Consider the following 21,260-nt stretch of genomic DNA (forward strand, 5'->3'; position numbering starts at 1 on the left):
TTCCGACCCCCGTCCTGGGTGGCGCAAGCCCGAAAATCGGTCACTGAAAGTGAACTCGACACCCGCTCGAACGATGGCGCCCGCACCGGACACCGCCGCCTGACCGCCACCACGGGCTTTGCCGTACCGGCGGGGGCAAACAGCCAGCGAGTCCTCTTTGGACCGTCCACCGCTCTTGGCGCTGGTCGTCGCACCCCGGTGCCGCGGTGATGCCCGTTGGCACCGTGCCGCCCGCGCTCGTGAGCGTTCGGTAGACCCGCCCAACCGCAGGTCCCACAGTCTCCGGCAATTACCAACGGCCCGCAGGCGAACCGCGAGGATGTCAGCGACCTTCCACCCGCAGGCGCTTGCGAGAAGTGCTCGTCAGGCGATGGTGGGGAGTTCCGGGGCGGACACGTCGTACACCGTGCCGGGTTGGGACATCAGGGCCGCGAGCACGGCGGCCTTCCGCTTCACGTCCTCCCCGTCGCCCCAGCGGACCTCGCGCCCGGCGGTGAGGCCGAGCCGCACGTCGTTCGGGCTCTTCGCGGTCACCGCCACGACCTCCTGCCGGATCTTCTCCGGCAGCGACGTCAACGCCCGCATCGCTGCCGTGGTCGCCGGGTCGTCCGGCGCGGCGCGCTGCACGACCAGCTCCGGCAACCCGGCCACCTCCGCCGGGGCGGAGGCGTACGGCAGGCCGGAGGCGTCCACCAGCATCGGCCCCTCCGACGACTTCAGCAGCGCCGCCGGCGTCCGCTCGGTCACCCGCAGCACGAGCGTGTTCGGCCAGGACCGCTCGATTTCGACCGAGGCCGCGCGCAGCAGCGTCCGCACCCGCGCCACGACCTCGTCGGTGTCCAGCCGCAGCAGCGGGGTCCCCGGCTCGATCGCCGCCTTCTCGCGCACCTGGTCCGCCGACAACGCCTGCACCCCGGTGACCTCCACCGTCCGCACACCGAACAACGGGGTGAAGTAGGCGACCGCCCCGAAGCTCAACAGGAGTAACGGCACGATCACCATCAGCCACCTGCGCAGAAACACCAGCCGCCTGGACCAGCGGACCGGCCGGCGGGCCCGGGGCCGCCGGTTTGCACCGGCGCCGCGCGCCCGTCCGGGGCCGGCGTTGCGCCCGCCCCCGCGGCCACGCGGCCCGGTCGTCATCGCGGGTCCTCCCCGGACCGCCGGTCCAGCTCGGCCAGCAGCTCCGGACCAAGCATCGTCACGTCGCCCGCGCCCATCGTGATCACCAGGTCCCCGGGGCGAGCCAGCTCGGCCACCCGGCCCGGCACCCGCGCGAAGGACGGCTCGAAGCGCACCCCGGTGGACACGGGCACGGCGTCGGCGACCAGCTGCCCGGTCACCCCCGGCTCCGGTTCCTCCCGCGCGCCGTACACGTCGAGCACCACGACGTCGTCCGCCAATCCCAGCGCCTCGCCGAACTCCGTGGCGAACGCCTTGGTCCGCGAGTACAGGTGCGGTTGGAAGACCACGATGATCCGGCCCGCGGCGGCCACCGGGCGAGCGGCGCGCAGCTGTGCCGCCACCTCGGTGGGGTGGTGCGCGTAGTCGTCGTAGACCCGCACCCCGTCGGCCACGCCCTTGAACTCGAACCGACGGCGCACCCCGCCGAACGCGGCCAGCCCGGACAGCAGGCAGTCCCGGGGCGCACCGAGCTCCAGCCCGGCCAGCAACGCGGCCAGTGCGTTGAACGCCATGTGCTCGCCAGGCACCGCGACCGTGACCTCGAGCTGCTCGGCCCGCTCGCCGTCGCCCGGCACCAGCTCGACGACGACCACGCCGCCGGCCGCGCCGCCGCTGCCGCCGGTCAGCTCGTCCGTGCCGTCCGAGCGGTATTCCAGCACGCGCGCCGCACCCGGGCCGCTCGCGTGCCGCCCGTACCGCCGCACCCGTACCCCGGCCGCCTCGGCGCGATCGGCGAGCGAGGCCGCGCCGGCGTCGTCAGCGCACGCAACGAGCACCCCGCCCGGCTCGATGCGCCGCACGAACTCGTCGAACACGTCGGTGTACGCCTCGACCGAACCGTGGTGGTCCAGGTGGTCGGCCTCGACGTTGGTCACCACGGCGACGGTCGGCGAGAACACCAGGAACGAGCCATCACTCTCGTCCGCCTCGGCGACGAACACGCCACCGAGCCCGTGGTGCGCGTTCGCCCCCGACTCGTTGAGGTCACCGCCGATGGCGAACGACGGGTCGAGCCGGCACCGCTGCAACGCCACGGTGAGCATCGAGGTGGTCGAGGTCTTGCCGTGGGTTCCGGCCACGCACGCCACCCGGTGCCCGGCCATCAGCGCGGCGAGCGCCTCGGCGCGACGCAACACGGTCACCCCCCGCTCGCCGGCGGCCACCAGCTCCGGGTTGTCCGGCTTGATCGCGGTGGAGACGACCACCGCGGTCGGCCCCTCGGGCCAGGCGTCCAGGTGCTCGGCGGCATGCCCGATCCCGATCCGGGCCCCTTGCGCTCGCAACGCCAGCACGGTGCGCGACTCCTTGGCGTCGGAGCCGGACACCGCGGCGCCGCGGGCCAGCAGGATGCGGGCGATCCCGCTCATCCCGGCGCCGCCGATGCCCACCAGGTGGACCCGGGACAGCACCTCGGGCAGCGCACCGGCCGGCGGTGCGGTCGAGGTCATCGCGCCGCCACCTCCAGCACGATCTTGGCCAGGTGGTCGGCGGCGTCCCGGTGTCCGGAGCTGCCCGCGGCCGCGGCCATGGTCACCAACCGACCCTGGTCCTGCAGCAGCGGGATCACCAGGTCAATCACCTTCTGCGTGGTCAGCTCCGCGTCCGGCACCAGCATCGCGCCACCGGCGTCCACGATCGGCTGGGCGTTGAGCGCCTGCTCGCCGTTGCCGTGCGGCAGCGGCACGAACACCGCGGGCAGCCCGACCGCCGAGACCTCGGCGACGGTCATCGCACCCGAACGGCACAGCACCGCGTCGGCCGCGGCCAGCGCGAGGTCCATCCGCTCCAGGTACGGCACGGGGACGTAGGCGGGCGCGTTCGGCGTGTGCTGCACGGCCAGGCTGTTCCTCGGCCCGAAGGCGTGCAGTACCCCGATCCCGGCCTGCGCCAGCGCCCCCGCCGCGCCGGAGACCGCGGTGTTGAGGGTGCGTGCGCCCTGCGAGCCGCCGAACACCAGCAGCGTCGGCGCGGTCGGGTGCAGGCCGAAGTGCTCCCGCGCCTGCGCGCGCAGCGCGGCACGGTCCAGCGAGGTGATGGCGTGCCGCAGCGGGATGCCCAGCACCTCGGCGTCCGGCAGCCCACTGCCCGGCACCGCGGCCAGCACGCGCTCGGCGAACCGGGCGCCCACCTTGTTGGCCAGGCCGGCCCGGGCGTTGGCCTCGTGCACCACGATCGGGACCCGGCCCCGCGCGGCCAGGTAGGCGGGCAAAGCCACGTAGCCACCGAAGCCGACCACCACGCCGGCCCCCACCCGGTCCAGCACCGCGCGGGTCTGCCGGACGGCCGCGCGCACCCTCAGCGGCAGGCGCAGCAGCTCGGGGCTGGGCTTGCGCGGCATCGGCACCGGGGGGATCAGCTCCAGCGGGTAGCCCCGGTCCGGTACGAGGCGGGTTTCCAGGCCCCGCTCGGTGCCCAGCGCGACCACCCGCGCGTCCGGCCGCAGCCGGCGCACCGCGTCGGCCAACGCCAGCGCCGGCTCGATGTGCCCCGCGGTGCCACCGCCGGCCACCACGACGCAGGGACCGCCGCCGGTCACGGCGTGCTCGCCGCCCGGCGTCGGGGCGGTCCCGTTCTGCCCACTCACTACCGCTGTCCTCCTTGTGCTGCGCCACGTCTGTGCTGTTGCGGGACACCCGCACCCGGTCGGTACCCGTGAGCGAAGAAGAGCGGATTGTCGCCCACGACTACCTCCGGTGGTGTTCGTGCGGCGCACCCTTGCGGGCGCGCCGCCGGTTGTCGAGCTGGTGCACGGCCGCCCCGCGCCCCACCCCACCGGCGGGCCGGCCGGACCGCCGCGGCGGCGCCGAGGGGCGCGCCGGACGGCGCCGGGCGGGCGGACGGTACGGATGCGGCATGGGCAGCTTCAGCCAGCGTCCCAGTCTGCCCTGCCCCTGGGCACGCAGCGCCGAGATGGCCTCCGGCTCGTGCCGCGCGAAGTTCGCCAGGATGCCGAAGACCGTCATGGTGACGACCAGCGACGTGCCGCCGGAGGAGATCAGCGGGAGGGTCAGGCCGGTCACCGGCAGCAGGCCGACCACGTAGCCGATGTTCAGCGCGGCCTGCGTCACCAGCCAGACCGTGCAGGTGGCGGCGACCAGGCGGATCCACGGGTCGGTGTTGCGGGCGGCGATGCGCAGGCCCACGTAGGCGAGGGTGGCGAACAGCCCGAGCACCACCAGGCAGCCGACGAAGCCCAGTTCCTCTCCGATCACCGCGAAGATGAAGTCGTTGTGCACCTTGGGCAGGTAGTCCCACTTCGAGCTGGCCCGCCCCAGCCCCTTGCCGAACAGCCCGCCCTCGCCGAGCGCGTAGAGCGCCTGCCGGAACTGGTAGTTGCGCCCCAGCGGGTCGGTCTCGGGGTTGAGGAAGCTGGTGATGCGGTCCAGCCGGTACTGCTGGGTGAGACCGAGGATCAACGCGCCGGTCACCGCGCCTAGCGAGAGCACCCCGAACAGCCGCAGCGGCGCGCCGACGAACCACAGCAGGGCGAGCGGTACCACGGCGAGCGCGATCGTGCCACCGAGGTCGGGCTGGAGCATGATCAGCCCGAACATCACCATCGACACCGGCATCAGCGGGACCAGCACGTGCCGGTACTGCTGCAGTAACGCGCGCTTGACCACCAGCACGTGGGCGCCCCACAGCACGAGCGCGAGCTTGGCGAACTCCACGGGCTGGAACGAGAACGGGCCGAACACGAACCAGCTGCGGGTCCCGTAGACCTCCTGCCCGAGCGGGGTGAGCACCAGGAGGAGCCCGAGCACCCCGGCCATCAGGCCCACCGGGGACAGTGCGCGGATCACCCGTGGCGGGACGCGCAGGGCCACCCAGAACAGGACCAGGCCCAGCGCGCAGTAGATGAGCTGACGCTTGAAGACGCTGTAGCTGGACCGGTCGTTGGAGTAGGACTCGATGCTCGACGCGGACAGCACCATCACCAGGCCCAGCACGGTGAGCAGGCCGAACACCGCCAGGACCAGGTGGAACGACGTCAGCGGCCGGGCCAGCCAGGCGGTGAGCGCGGCGCGCGCGCCGGCGACCCCACCGGTCCGGGCGGGCCGTTGCCCCGCGCCGCGGCGCGCCACGCGGATCACCGTCCCGTCCCGCCGGGGGCGCCACCCTCGGCGATCACCGCCTGTACCGCCTCGGCGAACGCACGCCCACGATGGGCGTAGTCCGGGAACATGTCGAGCGACGCCGCCGCCGGCGCCAGCATCACTACATCACCCGGACGAGCCATGGCTCGGGCCGTCCGCACCGCCTCCCGCATGGCCCCATCGTCACCCGCCGTGACCTCGTGCACGGGGACCCCGGGCGCGTGTCGCGCCAGGGCCTCGGCGAACCGGGCGCGGTCGACACCGAGGAGCACCACCCCGGCGAGCCGGGGCGCGACCGTGGCGACCAGGTCATCCACCGAGGCGCCCTTCAGCTGCCCGCCGGCCACCCAGACCACGCGCGGGTGGGTGGTCAGCGAGGCCAACGCCGCGTGCGGGTTGGTGGCCTTGGAGTCGTCGACGTAGCGCACCCCGCCCGACTCGGCGACCAGCGCCGCCCGGTGTGCGGCCGGTTGGAAGGAGCGCAGGCCGTTGCGCACCGCCTGCGCCGGCACGCCGTAGGTGCGGGCCAGCGCCGCGGCGACCAGGGCGTCGGTCAGGCCGGGCGGGCCGCCGGGCCGGACGTCGCCGACCGCGGCGAGCACCTCGCCGTCGGCGAAGGCGCGGTCGACGAGCTCGTCGCCGACCAGGCCGAGCTGGTCCGGGCCGGGCTCGGCGAGCGTCGCCCCGATCCGGCGCTGGGCGGGTGCCTCGGCCAGCAGTGCGGCGGCGTTGGTGTCGTCGACCCCGGCCACCGCGACCTCGCCGGTGAGGATGCGGGCCTTGGCCTGCGCGTAGGCCGCCATGGAGCCGTGCCAGTCCAGGTGGTCCTCGGCCACGTTGAGCACGGCGCCGGCCAGCGGCCGCACCGAGGGCGACCAGTGCAGCTGGAAGCTGGACAGCTCCACCGCCAGCACCCGGTGCCCGGCCCGCACCGCGTCCACCACCGGCAGGCCGACGTTGCCGCAGGCCACCGCATCCAGCCCAGCCGCGCGCAGGATCGACTCCAGCATCCCGACCGTGGTGGTCTTGCCGTTGGTGCCGGTGACCGCCAGCCAGGTCGCACCGCCGTCGGGGCGGGCCCGGTCCAGCCGCCACGCCAGCTCCACCTCGCCGACCACCTCGGTGCCGGCGGCCGTGGCGGCGGCCAGTAGCGGCGTGCCCGGCCGCCACCCCGGGCTGGTCACCACCAGCCGGGTGCCGGGTGGCGGCTCGGCCAGCCCGGTCACCAGGCGTGCGCCCTCGGCCTGCACCGAGGCCAGCGCCGCCAGCCGCTCCTCGGCGGCGTCGGTGACGGTGACCTTCGCGCCCGCGGCGAGCAACGCCTCGGCGGCCGAGCGGCCGGACACGCCGGCCCCGGCCACGAGGACCTCGAGCCCGGCGAACCCCGACTCGGCCGGGTGCCCGGCCCCGCGCGGATCAGCCACCGCCGAGCACCCCCGCCGCGGAGGCCCACTCGCTGTAGAACAGGCCGAGGCCGAGCAGGCAGCAGATGCCGGCGAGCAGCCAGAACCGGATGATCACGGTGGTTTCGGCCCAGCCGGCCAACTCGAAATGGTGGTGGAAGGGCGCCATCCGGAACAGCCGGCGCCTGGTGGTGCGGAAGACCGCGATCTGCAGTACCACCGACAACGCCTCGACCACGAAGATGCCGCCGAGCACGATCATCAGCAGCTCGGTGCGGGTCGTCATGGACAGTCCGGCGACCAGGCCACCCAGCGCCAGCGAGCCGGTGTCCCCCATGAAGATCTTGGCCGGCGGGGCGTTCCACCACAGGAAGCCGATGCAGCCGGCCATCGCGGCGGCCGCGACCACGGCCAGGTCGAGCGGGTCACGCACGTTGTAACAGCCGGCACCGAAGGTCTGCGGGTCCGCGCAGTCGTAGCGGAACTGCCAGAACGCCACGAGCACGTAGCTGGCCAGCACCATGGCCGAGGACCCGGCGGCCAGGCCGTCCAGGCCGTCGGTGAAGTTCACCGCGTTCGACCAGGCACTGACCGCCAGGTAGCAGAAGACGACGAAGCCGACGGCGCCGAAGGAGACGACGGCGATGTCGCGCACGAACGACAGGTGCACCGAGGCCGGCTTGATGCCGCGCTCGTCGGGGAACTGCAGCACCAGGATCGCGAACACGATCGCGGCCATGAACTGGCCGACCATCTTGGCGGTCTTGTTCAGGCCCAGGTTGCGTTGCTTGCGGATCTTGATGAAGTCATCGACGAAGCCGACCAGGCCCAGTGAACTGGCCAGCAGCAACACCAGCAGGCCGGAGGCGGTGGGCCCGGACTTGCCGACGGTGAGGTGCGAGACGGCGTAGCCGGCCCACATGGCGAGGACGATCGCGACGCCGCCCATGGTGGGGGTGCCGCGCTTGCTCTGGTGCCCCTGCGGACCCTCCTCCCGGATCTCCTGGCCGAAGCCCTGCCGACCGAACACCTTGATCAGGTAGGGGGTGAGCAGGATGGACACCACGAGGGCGACCGCCGCCGCGATGAGGATGGACTTCATGCTCGGGCGTCCTCCTCGGCCGCACCCAGCAGGGCCCGCGCCACCCGCTCCAGCCCGGCGGCGCGCGAGGCCTTCACCAGGACGACGTCACCCGGTCGCAGCTCGGCGCGCAGCAACGCGACGGCCGCATCGACGTCGGGCACCAGAACCGACTCCTCTCCCCACGACCCTTCCAGGTGCGCGCCCTGGTGCATCGGGCGCGCCGGCTCACCGACCACGACCAGCCGGTTGACGTCCAACCGGACCGCGAGCCGGCCGATCTCGTCGTGCGCCCGCAGCGCGTCCGCGCCGAGCTCGGCCATCTCACCGAGTACCGCCCAGCTCCGGCCACCGGTGCCGCGTGCCATGGCCACCAGCGTCTTCAACGCGGCCCGCATCGACTCCGGGTTGGCGTTGTAGGCATCGTTGACCACCACCACGCCGTCCGGGCGCTCGGTGACCTCCATGCGCCAGCGCGAGGCCGGCTGGGCCGCGCCGAGCCACGCAGCCACCTGCTCGACCGTGGCACCCAGCTCCAGGGCGACCGCGGCGGCGGCCAGCGCGTTGCTCACCTGGTGCTCGCCGTGCAGGTCGAGCTGGACGTGCCCGCTTCCGGCCGGGGTGACCAGCTCGAACCCAGGCCGGCCGCGCTCGTCCAGGACCACGTCCCGGGCCCGCACGTCGGCCTCGGGGGACTGACCGAAACGCACCACGCGGGCGGCGGTGCGGTCGGCCATCGCGGACACCAGCGGGTCGTCGGTGTTGAGGATCGCGACCCCGCCCTCGGCCGGCAGCGCCTCGACCAGCTCGCCCTTGGCCGCCGCGATCGCCTCCCGGGAGCCGAACTCGCCGAGGTGGGCCGAGCCGACGTTGAGCACGACACCGATGCGTGGGGGCGCGACCTCGCACAGGGCCGCGATGTGCCCGACGCCGCGCGCGGAGAGCTCGAGCACCAGGTGCCGGGTGGTGGTGCCGGCGCGCAGCGCCGTCCACGGGTGGCCCAGCTCGGTGTTGAACGAGCCGGGCGGGGCGACGGTGGGCCCCAACCGCTCCAGCAGCTGCGCGATCAGGTCCTTGGTGGAGGTCTTGCCGGAGGAGCCGGTGACGCCGACGACGGCCAGCTCGGGCAGCCGGTCCACCACGTACCGGGCCAGCTTGGCCAGCGCGGCGAGCACGGCCTGGCCGGAGCCGTCGGTATCCCCGGCCAGCACGTAGGACCGGCTGGCCGCGGGCGCCGCGGCACGCGGCACCAGCACCGCGGGCGCGTCGACCTCGCGGGCGGCCAGCACGGCGGTCGCGCCGTCGGCCACCGCCTTGGCGGCGAACTCGTGGCCGTCCACCCGGGTGCCCGGCACGGCCACGAACAGCCCGCCGCGGGTCACCTTGCGCGAGTCGAACTCGACGGTGCCGGTGACCCGCTCGGTGCCGTCGGCCCGGTGCAGTCGCCCACCGACCGCCGCGGCGATCTCGGCGAGGGTCAGCTCGATCACGCATCCCTCCCGGACAGCCGCGCGTCGATGGCCGCCGCGAGCACCTCGCGGTCGGAGAACGGATGCACCACTCCTGCGACCTCCTGACCGGTCTCGTGCCCCTTACCGGCAACGACGACCACGTCTCCGGGCCGTGCCCGCCGCACGGCCGTCACGATGGCTTCCCGCCGGTCAGCGACCTCCCGGACCGCACCGCGGGCCTCCGCGGGCAGCTCGGCCGCGCCGGCGAGCATGGCGGCGCGGATCGCCGCCGGGTCCTCGCCGCGTGGATTGTCGTCGGTGACCACGAGCAGGTCCGCACCGGCGGCCGCAACGCGCCCCATCACCGGGCGCTTGGCCGCGTCGCGGTCGCCGCCACAACCCAACACCATGATCACACGGCCCGCCGAGCCGGCCTGCTTCAGCTGGGCCCGGACGGCATCCAGCACCGCGCCCACCGCGGCGGGCTTGTGCGAGTAGTCCACCACCGCGGTGAAATCCTGGCCGCGGTCCACCCGCTCCATCCGGCCCGGAACGTCCACCTCGGACAGTCCGGCCGCCGCGGCGTGTGGGTCGACACCGACCGCGTGCGCGCAGGCCAGTGCGAGCAATCCGTTGGCAACGTTGAAGGTTCCCGGCAGGCGGACCCGCACCCGCACCCGGACCCCGTCCGGGCCGAGCGCGGTGAACGACTGCGCGCCGGTGGGCTCGGCCACCAGCTCGGTGGCCCACCAGGTCGCGCCCGGAACATCATCCACAGTGGACACCGTGATGGTGTGCGGCCGGACCAGCCGGCGGCCCCATTCGGTGTCCACACACACGATTTCCCGCTCGGCACGGCCGTCGAACAACCGCGCCTTGGCCGCGAAGTAGTCCTCGAGGTCGGCGTGGAAGTCCAGGTGGTCCTGGGACAGGTTGGTGAACGCGCCGACCGCGAAATGGGTCCCGGCCACCCGCCCCAACGCCAGGGCGTGGCTGGACACCTCCATCGCCACGTGGGTCACGCCGCGTTCCACCATCACGGCGAGCAACGCCTGCAGGTCCGGTGCTTCCGGCGTGGTGAAGGCGCTTTCCAGCCGTTGGCCGGCGACCCGGGTCTCGACGGTGCCCACCACCCCCGTCGGGTGGCCGCCGGCGCGCAACGCACCGTCCAGCAGGTAGGTGGTGGTGGTCTTGCCGGAGGTACCGGTCACTCCAAGCACCGCGAGCTTCTGCGACGGGTCGCCGTAGACCCGGGCGGAGAGGGTTCCGAGAACGGCACGCGGATCGGGGTGCACCAGCAACGGCACCCGCGCGTCGCGCAGCGCCGGGCGAACGGCACCGGCGGGGTCCGTCAGCACCGCGGCGGCGCCGGCGGCCAGCGCGGGCTCGGCGAAGTCCGCGCCGTGCGCGCGGGTTCCGGGCAACGCGGCGAACAGGTCTCCGGGCTGGACGTGCTGTGCACGTAGGGTCACGCCGGTGACGCCGGCCCCGGGGACGGTGGGCTCGGCCGCCACCGTGGCGTCGACCAGACGGGCCAGTTCGGCAACCGCGGTCGGTTCGGTGCGGGAAGGGCGGGGCGGGGCAGGGGTGGCCTTGCCAGGTTGAACTCCGGGCACGTCGCGGAAGGCTACCGGCGCACGCCGCGTGACCGACCGCACCGGTGCCTTTCACCTCCTCTCGGCAGCGCTCGTCGCTGCAGGTCCGTGCCGACTTTTCCGGCAGCCGGGCGCGCGGCGACGTGGCACGGACCACTTTGGCCGCCGGACCTGTTGTTTACCCCGTTCGGGGCATCGTTGCCCGATCGGGGAAGACGGATCAGCGGAGGGTGAGCTGCTGGACGGGTGCGGCGTCCGGCGAGGTCGGGATCTGGTAACGCTGCACAAGGTAGGAGGCGATCTCCCGGAACAGCGGGCCCGCGTTCACCCCCACCGGGTTGCCCGGCTCCGGCCGGTCGATCATCAAGCCCACCACGAACCGCGGGTTGTCGGCCGGCAGGATGCCGGCGAAGGTGATCCACTGCTTGTCGTTGACATAGCACCGGCACCTGGGGTCGACCTGCAGCGCGGTGCCCGTCTTGCCCGCGATCTGGTAGCCCTCCAGGGCCGCCTTCGGTGAGGTGCCGCGCTGCAGCGGGTCGGGGCTGTCCTGCACCACGGCCCGCAGCATGCCCCGCACCGTCCTGGCGGTGTCCGGGCTGACCACCCGCACCCCCTCGGGCCGGGGTTCGGGCTGGCGCTTGCCGTCCGGGCCGGTGACGGCCCGCAGGATGCGTGGTGGCACCCGCACACCGTCGTTGGCGATCGCCTGGTACATGCCCGCCATCTGCAGCACGGTCATGGAGAGCCCCTGCCCGATGGGCAGGTTGCCGAAGGTGCTGCCCGACCACTGCGAGCGCGGTGGCACCTGGCCGGCGCTCTCCCCGGGCAGGCCGACCTTGGTCAGCTGGCCGATCCCGAACCGCTGCAGCAGCTGCACGAAGCGTTCCTCCCCCACCTGCTGGGCCGTCTTGATGGTGCCCACGTTGGAGGAACGGGCCAGCACCCCGGTGAAGGTCATCTGTTCGGTGCCGTGGCTCCAGGCGTCCCGGATCGTCCGGTCGGACACCTGGATGCTGCCGGGGACCTCCACCACGGTGTCCGGCTTGACCAGGCCGTCCTCGATCGCGGCCGCGGCAGTGATGATCTTGTTCACCGAACCGGGCTCGAACGGGTCGGTCACCGCCGGGTTCCGCAGCCGCGGGTCGTTGGAGTCCAGCCGGTTCAACGGCTTGCTCGGGTCGAGCGTCTTGTCGTTGGCCAGCGCGTACACCTCGCCGGTGTGCGCGTCGAGCACGACCGCGTTGCCGCTGCGGGCCTTGGCGCGCCGGACGTGGTCCGACAGCAGCTGCTGGACCTTGAACTGCACGTCGGAGTCGATCGTCAGCTCGAGGCTGGAGCCCGGTGTGGCCGGCAGGACGTCGCGCTCGGTGTCGGGGATGACCAGCTCGTTGTTGCCCTCGGCCGTCTCCACGATCCGGCGCCCCTGCTTGCCGGCCAGGACGGTGTCCTCGTAGTTCTCCAGGCCGAACAGGCCCTCGGTCTTCTGCGAGTTCATCCGCCAGTTGGCGAACCCGAGGATGTTGCCCGCGACGTCACCGGCCGGGTACTGGCGCAGCTCCCGGTCCTCGGCGTTGATCGCCGGGAACCGCTTGGTGATCTTGCGGGCCTTGTCCGGCGGCACGTTGTCGGCCAGGTAGACGAAGGGGACGTCGCGGCGCAGCTTCTTCAGCAGCTCCTCCTCGGGGTAGGAGTCGCCCAGTTCCTCGTGCATGAACTTGGCGATCTTCGCGGTGTACCCCTCGGCGTCGATGCCGTACTGCTCGACGATCTCCGGCTTGTTCCACTCCTTGGCCAGCGCCTGCGGCCGCGCCGCGAGCGACTTGACCTCCATGCTGATCGCCAGCGGCCGGCCCTCGCGGTCGATGATGGCCCCGCGGCGGGCCGGGATCGTCTTCGAGGTCAGCCGCTGCTTCTCGGCCATCTTCGTCAGTTCCGAGGCGTCCAACGCCTGCACCTGCACCAGCTTCAGGCCGGCGAGCACCAGGGTGAGCACCAGCAACGCCCGGCCGACCACCAGCCGGTTACGGTGGTCGCCCAGCTGGCTCGACTCGGCGCGGCGGGTGCGTACCCCACGGACGGGGCGGCGCCGGGGCACCGGCCGGCTCGCGCGGCTCATCACCCGTCTCCCGGTGGCTGCTGTGGCCCGTCCTGAGCGGGCGGGGGCTCCTGCTGCGGCCCCTCGGCCGGCGGTTGCGCCGGCTGGCCCGGCTGTTCCTGCGGTGGCTGTGCGGCACCGGGCTGCTCCGCGGGTGGGCCGGCCGGGGGCCGGTCTGCGGGCGGTGGCTGCGGTGCGGGCGGGGGTGGCGGCGGGGCGGCGGGCTTCGGCGTGCCGACCACCTCGATGGAGCCGTCCGGCCGCACCACGATGTGGGCCGGGTCCGGGGCCGGCACCATGCCCCGTTCCTTGGCCCGGCGGGCGATCTCGGACGGCGACTCGAGCTGGGCGACCTCCCGGCGCAGCTGCTCGGCACGCTCACCCAGGTCGCGGACCCCGGTCTGGATCTCCTCCAGCTTGTAGGAGTTCGCGCCGGCGGCGGTGGACAACCACAGCGAGGCGAGCAGGCCCACCGCGAGCAGGCCCATCACCAGCAACACGAACGGTGCGCGCGGCACGCCGTCGACTCCGCGGTGCGGGACGACCCGGAGCCAGCGGCGCCGGAACTGTGCGCGACGGGCGTAGGCGCGCTCGGCGGCGGTGGAGCGACGGGTGGCGTTCCCCCGTCGCTCGGTGCGCTCCGCGGTCCGCTGCCCTCCCCCGCCGCCCCGCGAGGGTGGCGCGGGGTCCGGAACACGTGCCGGGGCCGTCATGTCGCCCTCCGGTGCATGGCCATGGCAGCCGCCCGACGACGATGAGCCGGAAAACGGGATCGACGGCCCGGACCTTCCCTCGTTGTCAGGGGAAAGCGGAGAAGTTTCGGGCTCGGGGGCCAGACGTCGGTTGACGAGGACCAGTCACGGGGACGGAAACCCCGGCCGCCCCCGGGAATCCGGGCCCGCGCGCGCAACCCGCGTCCGGGCATGACGAAGCCATCGGTCTGGTTCGTGGTCTCCACTCGAACCGATCCGGGACACCCCGGCCAGGTCGGCAACCACGAACCGAGGAAAAAACCAGTCCGGCTCATGGTTTCCTCCGGGGGTCCCGGGTCCGCTCGGCGGCGCGGAGGCGTACGGAGGCCGCCCGCGGGTTGGCGACGATCTCCTCCTCGCTGGCCGGCTCCGAACCACGGACCAGCAGGCGCACTTCCGGCTCGTGGCCGGGCAGCTCCACCGGCAGTCCCGGTGGCGTGCGCGAGGTGGCCCGCTCGGCCAACGCCCGCTTCACGATGCGGTCCTCCAGCGAGTGGTAAGACAGCACGACGATCCGCCCCCCGACCGCGAGCGCGTCCAACGCGGCGGGTACCGCCCGCCGCAACACTTCCAGCTCGCCGTTGACCTCGATCCGCAATGCCTGGAAGGTGCGCTTTGCCGGATGCCCGCCGGTACGCCGTGCGGCCGCGGGGATCGTGTCGTACAGCAGCTGCACCAACCGCGCGCTGGTGTCGAAGGGTTCGCGTTGCCGCTCCCGCGCGATCGCGGCCGCGATCCGGGAAGCAAACCGTTCTTCCCCGTACTCCCGCAGAATGCGCGTCAGGTCGGCCACCGAGTAGGTGTTGAGCACGTCGGCGGCGGTCATCCCGCGCTCGGGGTCCATCCGCATGTCCAGTGGGGCGTCCTGGGCGTAGGCGAAGCCGCGGTCCGCCTCGTCCAGCTGCATCGACGACACCCCGAGGTCGAACAGCACCCCGTGCACCTCGTCGATGCCCAGCTCGTCGAGCGCACGCGGGACCTGGTCGTAGACCGCGTGCACCAGCCGGGTCCGCTCGCCGAACCGGACGAGCCGCTCGCCGGCGAGTTCCAGCGCACGCGGGTCCCGGTCCAGCCCGACCAGGGTCAGGTGCGGATACCGCTCCAGCAGTGCCTCGGAGTGCCCACCCAGGCCGAGGGTGCAGTCGACGGCGACGGCCGGGCGGTCGGCCAGCGCGGGGTCGAGCAGCGCCAGCACCCGGTCCAGCAGGACCGGCACGTGCCGTGGCGCGCGCCCCGTCGTCATCGTCTCCTCCCCAGTTCCTGCCTCGCCGGTGTCCAGACCTTCCTCCGTCCGCGGCGCCTTCGCTCCGCCGGGCCCGCCGGCCCCCATCTCGCACCGCCGCAACTACGGCGGCCCGCCGCCGTGGTCGGGGCGGGCCGCACGGCATGCCGGTCGGCGGGTCTGCTTCGCTTCTGGCGACCTTCCGTTCTCCGCCACACCGCGGCGCATCCGCGTCTCGCCCTGGCGCGCGGCGGTCGCGATCGGTGGCCGGATGCCGTCGGGCCTCCGCCCGCTCGTCGAACCTGGCACCGGGGAAGGTGCGCCAGGGCCGAGCGGCCGTGTCCGTTGGGCCCCTGCTGGGGGCCCGGCGCCCACTGCGCCTCACGGTGCTCCTGCGGCAAGCCCAGGCTTCCGGTGCGGTCACCGGGGCGCCTGCTGCACCGCAGCGAGACCCAAGGGACGCGGCCTGCGATCGAGCGGACCGAGGCCGGACGACACCCGGGCCCGGGACGCGGGCGTCGCCGCGCGCCGAGCCTGGCTAGAAGATCCCGGGCAGCACCTCCTCCCGCGCCTGCGCGTAGCTCTCCTCGTGCTCGGCGAGGTAGCGCTCCCACGCGGTGGCGTCCCAGATCTCCAGCCGGTTGATCGCGCCGATCACCACGCACTCCTTGTTGAGCCCGGCATAGCGCCGCAGCTCGGGTGCGATCGTGATGCGGCCCTGTCCGTCCGGGCGTTGCTCGTCGGTGCCGGCGAACAGGTACCGCTGGTAGGCACGGACCGCCTCGTTGGTGAAGGGAGCCTCGGCGACCTTGCGCGCCATCTGCTCGAACTCGGCGCGCGGGAACACGAACAGGCAGTGGTCCTGGCCTTTGGTGACCATCAGCCCCCCCGCGAGCGCGTCCCGGAACTTGGCCGGCAGGGTCAGCCGACCCTTGTCGTCGAGTTTCGGGTTGTGGGTACCGAGGAACACGGCTCCCACCTCCCACCGAGCCAGGCCCCCTCCCGAACCTGTTCGGCGGCGGGGCCCCCGTTTCGCCCCACCCGTCGCCACAGTACCCCACTTTTCCCCACAGTCAACGCGGAACGCCCCCGCCGACGACCCGATCGGACAGAAGTTTTCCCTGGTCAGAGCGATGTGGGGCGGCGTGGGGGGCCGGGAGGTGGCACGTCGGGGCGGCTCCGACCGGCGCTGGCCCGCGCCGCGTACGGGGCAACCCCGACACCCGTTCGTGCTGCCCGACATCTGCCGAACGGGTGACCGTGACGAACCCGAACGGCCCGGGGACGGACGGGGTCGCCTGGCCCGGGCACGCTTCGGTGGGGGAAGGTGGGGGCGGGCCGGGGCCGGGCGATTGCCGGTGAACCGCCCCGGCCGCGGCCGCCGTTTGACACACTGCTGGCACGCCCCGAACAACATCCGCGATCGCCCGGCCAGCGGCGCCCCCGGCCGACGGGCCGCCGATCCGCGGCGGCCGAGGGCCGGGCGGGTGCGCGACGCACAGGAGGACGTGTGACCCCAGGGATCCACCCCGCCGCACCCCCGAGCGGCAACGGCCTACCCCCGGCCGGGACTCCCGCGCCGGCCCGGGGCGAGGTCGAGCTGGCCGAGCTGCACGCCGCCGTCGGCCGGATCGCCGGCAACGTGGAGCGGGTGCTGGTCGGCAAGCCCGACGTCGTGCGCATCGCGCTGGTGACGTTGCTGGCCGAGGGGCACCTGCTGGTCGAGGACGTGCCGGGGGTGGGCAAGACGTCCCTGGCCAAGGCGCTGGCCCGGTCCATCGACTGCTCGGTCAGCCGGATCCAGTTCACCCCGGACCTGCTGCCCAGCGACATCACCGGGGTGTCCATCTACAACCGGCACGCTGACGAGTTCGAGTTCCGGCCCGGGCCGGTGTTCGCGAACATCGTGGTGGGCGACGAGATCAACCGGGCGTCGCCGAAGACGCAGTCGGCCCTGCTGGAGTGCATGGAGGAGCGGCAGGTCACCGTGGACGGCCGCACGCATCTACTGCACGCCCCGTTCATGGTGATCGCCACCCAGAACCCGGTGGAGATGGAGGGCACCTACGCCCTGCCGGAGGCGCAGCGGGACCGGTTCACCGCCCGGGTGTCGATCGGCTACCCGGACCCACAGGCGGAGCTGGCCATGGTCGACGAGCACGCCGGCCGGGACCCGCTGGCCGAGCTCGGCCCGGTGTCGGATGCGGGACAGGTGCGCGCGCTGGTCGCCGCGGTGCGGCGGGTGCTGATGTCGGTGGAGGTCCGCCGCTACGCGGTGGAGCTGGTGGCGGCCACCCGCCGGTTGCCGGAGCTGCGGCTGGGTGCCTCGCCGCGGGCGACCCTGCACCTGGTGCAGGCCGCGCGGGCGCACGCGGCACTGGCCGGCCGGAACTTCGTGGTGCCCGACGACGTGCAGGCGGTGGCGATCCCGGTGCTGGCACACCGGCTGGTGCTCACCCCGGAGGCGCAGGCCGCCCGGCGGACCGCGGCCGACCTGGTGCGCGGCCTGCTGCACCGGGTGCCGGTGCCGCACGGTAGCGAGCCCGGGCCGGGCCGGGACCGGGCGAGGGCCTGAGGTGCGGCGCGCCCTGTCCGGCCTGTCGACCCGCGGGCGCTGCCTGCTCGCGGCGGGGATTGCCGCGGCGCTGTGCGCGGTGGTGCTCGACGAGCGGGACCTACTGCGCGTCGCGGTCTTCCTGGTCGCGTTGCCGATGCTGGCCGCCGTGCTGGCGGCCCGCTCCCAGGTGCGGTTGCTGGCGGTACGCCGGCTGCTGCCCGAGCGCGTGCCGGTCGGCGATGGCGCGGAGGCGGAGCTGGAGCTGCGCAGCCGGGGTCGGTTACCCGCGGGCGGCCTGCTGCTCGAGGACGGGGTGCCCTACGCGCTGGGCGGGCGGCCACGGTTCGTGGTCGAACGGCTCCCGCGCAACCAGGCCATGATGCTGCGCTACCCGCTGCGGCCGGTGATCCGCGGCGTGCACCGGGTGGGCCCGCTCATGGCGCGGGTCACCGACCCGTTCGGGCTGGCCGAGTTCGAACGGGAGCTGGCCGGGCACAACCGGCTCGTGGTGGTTCCGCGGGTGGCGGCGTTGTCCGGGATGCCCACCGGTTCCGGGTTGGGGGCCGGGGAGGACGGCTCGCTGTTGATGCGCGCTGGGCAGGGCGAGGACGACGCCGTGGTGCGCCCGTACCGCCAGGGCGATGACATCCGGAAGGTGCACTGGCGGTCGACGGCGCGACGCGACGAGCTGATGGTGCGGGTCGAGGAGCGGCCGTGGCGCGGCGGCACGACCGTGCTGTTGGACCGCAGGAGCGCGGCGCACCGCGGGAGCGGCCCCACCTCCAGCCTGGAGTGGGCGGTGGCGCTGGCCGCGAGCGTCTGCGTGCACCTGCAGCGGCACGGCCACGCCGTCCGGCTGGTCACCGAGGACGGTGTCGTGCTGGCCGGGACGTCGGCCCAGGCCGCGCACGCCGACCACGTGGTGCTGGACGCGTTGGCCGCACTGGGTGCCTCGCATCACCGTGATCTGGCCTGTGGTGCCGACCCGGGGCATGGCCACGAGATGGTCGCGGTGCTGGGTGCCACCACTCCGGCCGCGGTCGGCGAGCTGATCCGGTACCGCCCGCGGGGCGCACGGAGTCTCGCGGTGCTGCTCGAGGTCGGTGCATGGGCCACCGGGTCCGAGGAGAGTGCGCCCGACCCGGGCGACGCGGCCCGGCTGCTGCGTGCCGCCGGCTGGCGGGTGGCGCTGGCTCGGCCGGACACGCCGATGGCCGCGGTGTGGAACGAGCTCTGCCAGCCGGGTGCGGTCCCCGCCCCGGCGATGACGGCCGGGTTCTTCAGGGGCTGGGCATGAGCGCACCGTCCACCGCAGACCGCCCGGCGTCGCTCCCGGTGGAGCCGATGGTCGCCGGGCTCGCGGTGGTGGCCGCGGCGACGTCGCTGTCCGGCGTGCTCACCGGGTTCTCCTGGCTGGCCCCGGTGTTCCTCGCTGTGGCCGTGGTGGTGGGCGCCGGGATCGGGCTCCGCGCCGTGAACGTCCCCACCTTCGTGGTAGCGCTGGGCCAGATGGCGGCACTGCTGTGTCTGTTGACCCTGTCGTTCACCAACACCGGGATTCTCGGTGTGGTGCCGGGGCCGGCGGCGTTGGGCGATCTCCTCGAGGTGCTCGGCAAGTCGGTGGAGCAGGTGCGTACCGGGGTGCCGCCGGTCACCGCCACGACGCCGATGGTCTGCCTGGTCACCGTCGCACTCGGACTGGTCGCGGTGGTGGTCGACACCCTGGTGGTGGCTGCCGAGGCCCCGGCGGCCTCCGGCCTGGTGTTGCTCTGCGTCTTCGCGGTGCCGGCCTCGTTGGCCGACCGCTTGCTGCCGTGGTGGTCGTTCGCCGCGGGCGCGCTCGGGTTCGCGTTGTTGTTGCTGGTCGACGGGCAGCATCGGCACCGCCGTTGGCGCGGCGTGCTCGGCTTGCCACCCGCCCGGGTCGGCCGCTCCACCGCCGTCCCCGCGGCGGCCGCCGTGGGCAGCCTGGCCGTGGTCGCCGCCCTGGTGCTGGGGTCGTCCGCCACTTTCGTGGGCAGCGCGGGACGACTGCCGATCGGTGGCACCGTCAACACCGGCTCGACCGCCATCGGGCTGCAGCCGTTCACCTCGCTGCGGGGCCAGTTGGATCGGAGCAAGGTGGTCGAGCTGTTCCGGGTCCGGAACATGACCGAGCGCCAGTACCTGCGCGCGATGACGTTGAGTCGCTTCAACGCCGGCAAGGGTTGGGAGCTGGGCGGTGTGGCCGAGGGGGTGCCGGCGCGGGGCCCACTGCCGGTGCGGGAGCAGCCGCCGGGCCGCCAGGTGGATGTCGAGATCGAGCCGCTGGCGTACCAGGACGTGTGGCTGCCGGTGTACGGGATTCCGTTGGGGCTGCGCCGGTTGCCCGGTTCGTGGCGGTACGACCAGGGGATGGGCGCGGTCTTCTCCGCGCAACGCCAGGAACGGCCGGATCGGTACGTCGAGCGGGCCCTGCTGCCTTCGGCGCGGGCCGACCAGCTCCGGTCCGCCCCACCCGGTGCGACCGAGGTCGACCCCGCCTACACCGAGCTACCACCGGTGAGTCCCCGCGTGCTGGACCTGGCACACCAGCTCACCGACGGGATGAGCACCGACTTCGACCGCGCCTCCGCGGTGCGGCGGTTCTTCCACGATCCCGCCCGGGGTTTCCGGTACAGCCTGCGCACGGAGGGCGCGGGCGGGGATGCGTTGACGGACTTCCTCTTCAACGGCAGGACGGGGTACTGCGAGCAGTACGCTTCGGCGATGGCCGTGCTGCTGCGTGCGGTCGGGGTGCCGACCCGGGTGGCGGTCGGGTTCACCTCCGGCACCGATCAGGGGTCGTACCGGCTGATCACCACGCAGGACGCGCACGCCTGGGTGGAGGTGTACTTCCCCGACTACGGCTGGACAACGTTCGACCCCACCCCGCTGTCGGACGGCCGGCAGACCAGGCAAAGCCATGAGGCGTCGGAGAACACCGGACCGAGTGCGGGCGCGACCCCGACGCCGGAGACCGAACGACCGGTGCCGAGCGCGGGCGAGAGCGCCGCGCCGCCGGCGAGCACGAGCCGGAATCCGGACGGGCCGGTGGCACAGGGGCCCGCCGGTACGGCGCACTCGGCTCCGTCCACCTCGGCCCGGTTCTCGCTGGCCGCAGTCCTGGGCGCGCTCGGCATCGCGGTCCTGCTCCTGCCCTTCCTGCTGGCCAGGCATTCCCGGTGGGGAGCCGGGCGGACCGCGTGGCAGGTCCGGACTCCGGTACGGGACTTGTCGGTGGAAACCCCGACCAGATGGTCAATCGGCGGTGTCCTCCTCGTGGCGGCGTTGTTCGTGGCGCTCGCGCCAACAGCGTGGTGGCCACCCACCTTCGTGTGGGTTCTGCTGGTGCTGCTGCTGATCGCTTCCGGGCTGGGCGCGCTGCCCGCGCTCGTGCGCGACGCGTGGCGTCAGGACCGGCTGGTGGCGATCGCCGCGGGTGGGCCGGGTGCGGCCGATGCCGCGTGGCAGGAGCTCCTTGCCGAGTCGTGGGACCGGGGTGAGGAAACCGACGCCGCCGACACGCTTCGCGCGGCCGCGCGGAAGTTGGCCCGGGCACATGATCTGGACGCGGCGGGCAGGCAGTCGCTACGAACCGTGGTGAGCTCGATCGAGCGGGAGTGGTACGGCGGCCAGGAAGCCGGGCCCGAGTTGCGTCCCGCGGTCGACGAGGTTCGGGCCAGCCTGCGCCGTAACGCACCGCTCGCGTTGCGCGCCCGGTTGTTCCCTCGCTCCGTGCTGCACCCGTCGACGGCCGATCGCCGGGAGCGTGTCGACAGCTGACCGTGGGCTGATCGG

Annotated in this window: 15 protein-coding genes; 3 read left to right on the forward strand and 12 right to left on the reverse strand. The window is 73.6% G+C overall.

Translation table 11 applies throughout. The features are described from left to right. Nucleotides 1–363 precede the first annotated feature (363 nt). From IEY55_RS02960 to mraZ, 12 genes are all read right to left on the reverse strand, one after another. Entirely contained in the window at nucleotides 364–1,143 is a 780-nt protein-coding gene (locus tag IEY55_RS02960; protein WP_189053612.1) for a cell division protein FtsQ/DivIB, read from the reverse strand. Beyond that, nucleotides 1,140–2,633 (reverse strand): UDP-N-acetylmuramate--L-alanine ligase, encoded by a 1,494-nt coding sequence (gene murC, locus IEY55_RS02965; protein WP_189053614.1) that lies wholly within the window; start codon nucleotides 2,631–2,633, stop codon nucleotides 1,140–1,142. The genes IEY55_RS02960 and murC overlap by 4 nt, the downstream gene beginning before the upstream one ends. After that, nucleotides 2,630–3,721, reverse strand: a complete 1,092-nt coding sequence (murG, locus tag IEY55_RS02970; protein ID WP_189054232.1) for an undecaprenyldiphospho-muramoylpentapeptide beta-N-acetylglucosaminyltransferase — start codon at nucleotides 3,719–3,721, stop codon at nucleotides 2,630–2,632. The genes murC and murG overlap by 4 nt, the downstream gene beginning before the upstream one ends. A gap of 148 nt (nucleotides 3,722–3,869) precedes the next feature. Beyond that, nucleotides 3,870–5,276, reverse strand: a complete 1,407-nt coding sequence (ftsW, locus tag IEY55_RS02975) for a putative lipid II flippase FtsW (protein WP_373289960.1) — start codon at nucleotides 5,274–5,276, stop codon at nucleotides 3,870–3,872. Further along, nucleotides 5,276–6,706, reverse strand: a complete 1,431-nt coding sequence (murD, locus tag IEY55_RS02980; RefSeq protein WP_189053616.1) for a UDP-N-acetylmuramoyl-L-alanine--D-glutamate ligase — start codon at nucleotides 6,704–6,706, stop codon at nucleotides 5,276–5,278. Before murD ends, ftsW begins: the two co-directional genes overlap by 1 nt. Next, a complete protein-coding gene (gene mraY, locus IEY55_RS02985; RefSeq protein ID WP_189053617.1) occupies nucleotides 6,699–7,787 on the reverse strand; it encodes a phospho-N-acetylmuramoyl-pentapeptide-transferase in 1,089 nt (362 codons plus the stop codon). The genes murD and mraY overlap by 8 nt, the downstream gene beginning before the upstream one ends. Further along, entirely contained in the window at nucleotides 7,784–9,256 is a 1,473-nt protein-coding gene (locus IEY55_RS02990) for a UDP-N-acetylmuramoyl-tripeptide--D-alanyl-D-alanine ligase (RefSeq protein WP_189053619.1), read from the reverse strand. The genes mraY and IEY55_RS02990 overlap by 4 nt, the downstream gene beginning before the upstream one ends. Then, nucleotides 9,253–10,833 (reverse strand): UDP-N-acetylmuramoyl-L-alanyl-D-glutamate--2,6-diaminopimelate ligase, encoded by a 1,581-nt coding sequence (locus IEY55_RS02995; protein WP_189053620.1) that lies wholly within the window; start codon nucleotides 10,831–10,833, stop codon nucleotides 9,253–9,255. Before IEY55_RS02995 ends, IEY55_RS02990 begins: the two co-directional genes overlap by 4 nt. 199 nt (nucleotides 10,834–11,032) lie before the next feature. Beyond that, nucleotides 11,033–12,931 (reverse strand): peptidoglycan D,D-transpeptidase FtsI family protein, encoded by a 1,899-nt coding sequence (locus IEY55_RS03000; RefSeq protein ID WP_189053622.1) that lies wholly within the window; start codon nucleotides 12,929–12,931, stop codon nucleotides 11,033–11,035. Continuing rightward, nucleotides 12,931–13,623 (reverse strand): cell division protein FtsL, encoded by a 693-nt coding sequence (gene ftsL / locus IEY55_RS03005; protein ID WP_189053624.1) that lies wholly within the window; start codon nucleotides 13,621–13,623, stop codon nucleotides 12,931–12,933. Before ftsL ends, IEY55_RS03000 begins: the two co-directional genes overlap by 1 nt. A gap of 310 nt (nucleotides 13,624–13,933) precedes the next feature. Continuing rightward, nucleotides 13,934–14,905 carry a 16S rRNA (cytosine(1402)-N(4))-methyltransferase RsmH gene (rsmH, locus tag IEY55_RS03010; protein ID WP_189053626.1) on the reverse strand — a complete coding sequence of 324 codons (972 nt, stop codon included), beginning with the start codon at nucleotides 14,903–14,905 and terminating at the stop codon, nucleotides 13,934–13,936. Between the two features lie 517 nt (nucleotides 14,906–15,422). After that, nucleotides 15,423–15,854, reverse strand: a complete 432-nt coding sequence (gene mraZ, locus IEY55_RS03015) for a division/cell wall cluster transcriptional repressor MraZ (RefSeq protein WP_189053628.1) — start codon at nucleotides 15,852–15,854, stop codon at nucleotides 15,423–15,425. A 540-nt stretch (nucleotides 15,855–16,394) separates the two neighbouring features. Here mraZ and IEY55_RS03020 point away from each other — a divergent pair. The 3 genes from IEY55_RS03020 to IEY55_RS03030 are packed head-to-tail and all read left to right on the forward strand — an operon-like array spanning nucleotide 16,395 to nucleotide 21,245. Beyond that, entirely contained in the window at nucleotides 16,395–17,459 is a 1,065-nt protein-coding gene (locus IEY55_RS03020) for an AAA family ATPase (RefSeq protein ID WP_189053630.1), read from the forward strand. A gap of 1 nt (nucleotide 17,460) precedes the next feature. Next, complete coding sequence (locus IEY55_RS03025) at nucleotides 17,461–18,738, forward strand: DUF58 domain-containing protein (protein ID WP_189053632.1); 1,278 nt, start codon at nucleotides 17,461–17,463, stop codon at nucleotides 18,736–18,738. Then, nucleotides 18,735–21,245 (forward strand): transglutaminaseTgpA domain-containing protein, encoded by a 2,511-nt coding sequence (locus IEY55_RS03030; protein WP_189053634.1) that lies wholly within the window; start codon nucleotides 18,735–18,737, stop codon nucleotides 21,243–21,245. Before IEY55_RS03025 ends, IEY55_RS03030 begins: the two co-directional genes overlap by 4 nt. The last annotated feature ends 15 nt before the right edge of the window (nucleotides 21,246–21,260 follow it).

The organism is Longimycelium tulufanense (genome assembly GCF_014645795.1).
GTDB classification, from domain to species: domain Bacteria; phylum Actinomycetota; class Actinomycetes; order Mycobacteriales; family Pseudonocardiaceae; genus Longimycelium; species Longimycelium tulufanense.

Excerpts from the sequence above, each read along its gene's own strand:
- mraY (WP_189053617.1), bottom strand. The coding sequence starts at position 7,787 with ATGAAGTCCATCCTCATCGCGGCGGCGGTCGCCCTCGTGGTGTCCATC.
- murC (WP_189053614.1), bottom strand. The coding sequence starts at position 2,633 with ATGACCTCGACCGCACCGCCGGCCGGTGCGCTGCCCGAGGTGCTGTCC.
- IEY55_RS03030 (WP_189053634.1), top strand. The coding sequence starts at position 18,735 with ATGAGCGCACCGTCCACCGCAGACCGCCCGGCGTCGCTCCCGGTGGAG.
- rsmH (WP_189053626.1), bottom strand. The coding sequence starts at position 14,905 with ATGACGACGGGGCGCGCGCCACGGCACGTGCCGGTCCTGCTGGACCGG.
- IEY55_RS02960 (WP_189053612.1), bottom strand. The coding sequence starts at position 1,143 with ATGACGACCGGGCCGCGTGGCCGCGGGGGCGGGCGCAACGCCGGCCCC.
- ftsL (WP_189053624.1), bottom strand. The coding sequence starts at position 13,623 with ATGACGGCCCCGGCACGTGTTCCGGACCCCGCGCCACCCTCGCGGGGC.
- IEY55_RS03000 (WP_189053622.1), bottom strand. The coding sequence starts at position 12,931 with ATGAGCCGCGCGAGCCGGCCGGTGCCCCGGCGCCGCCCCGTCCGTGGG.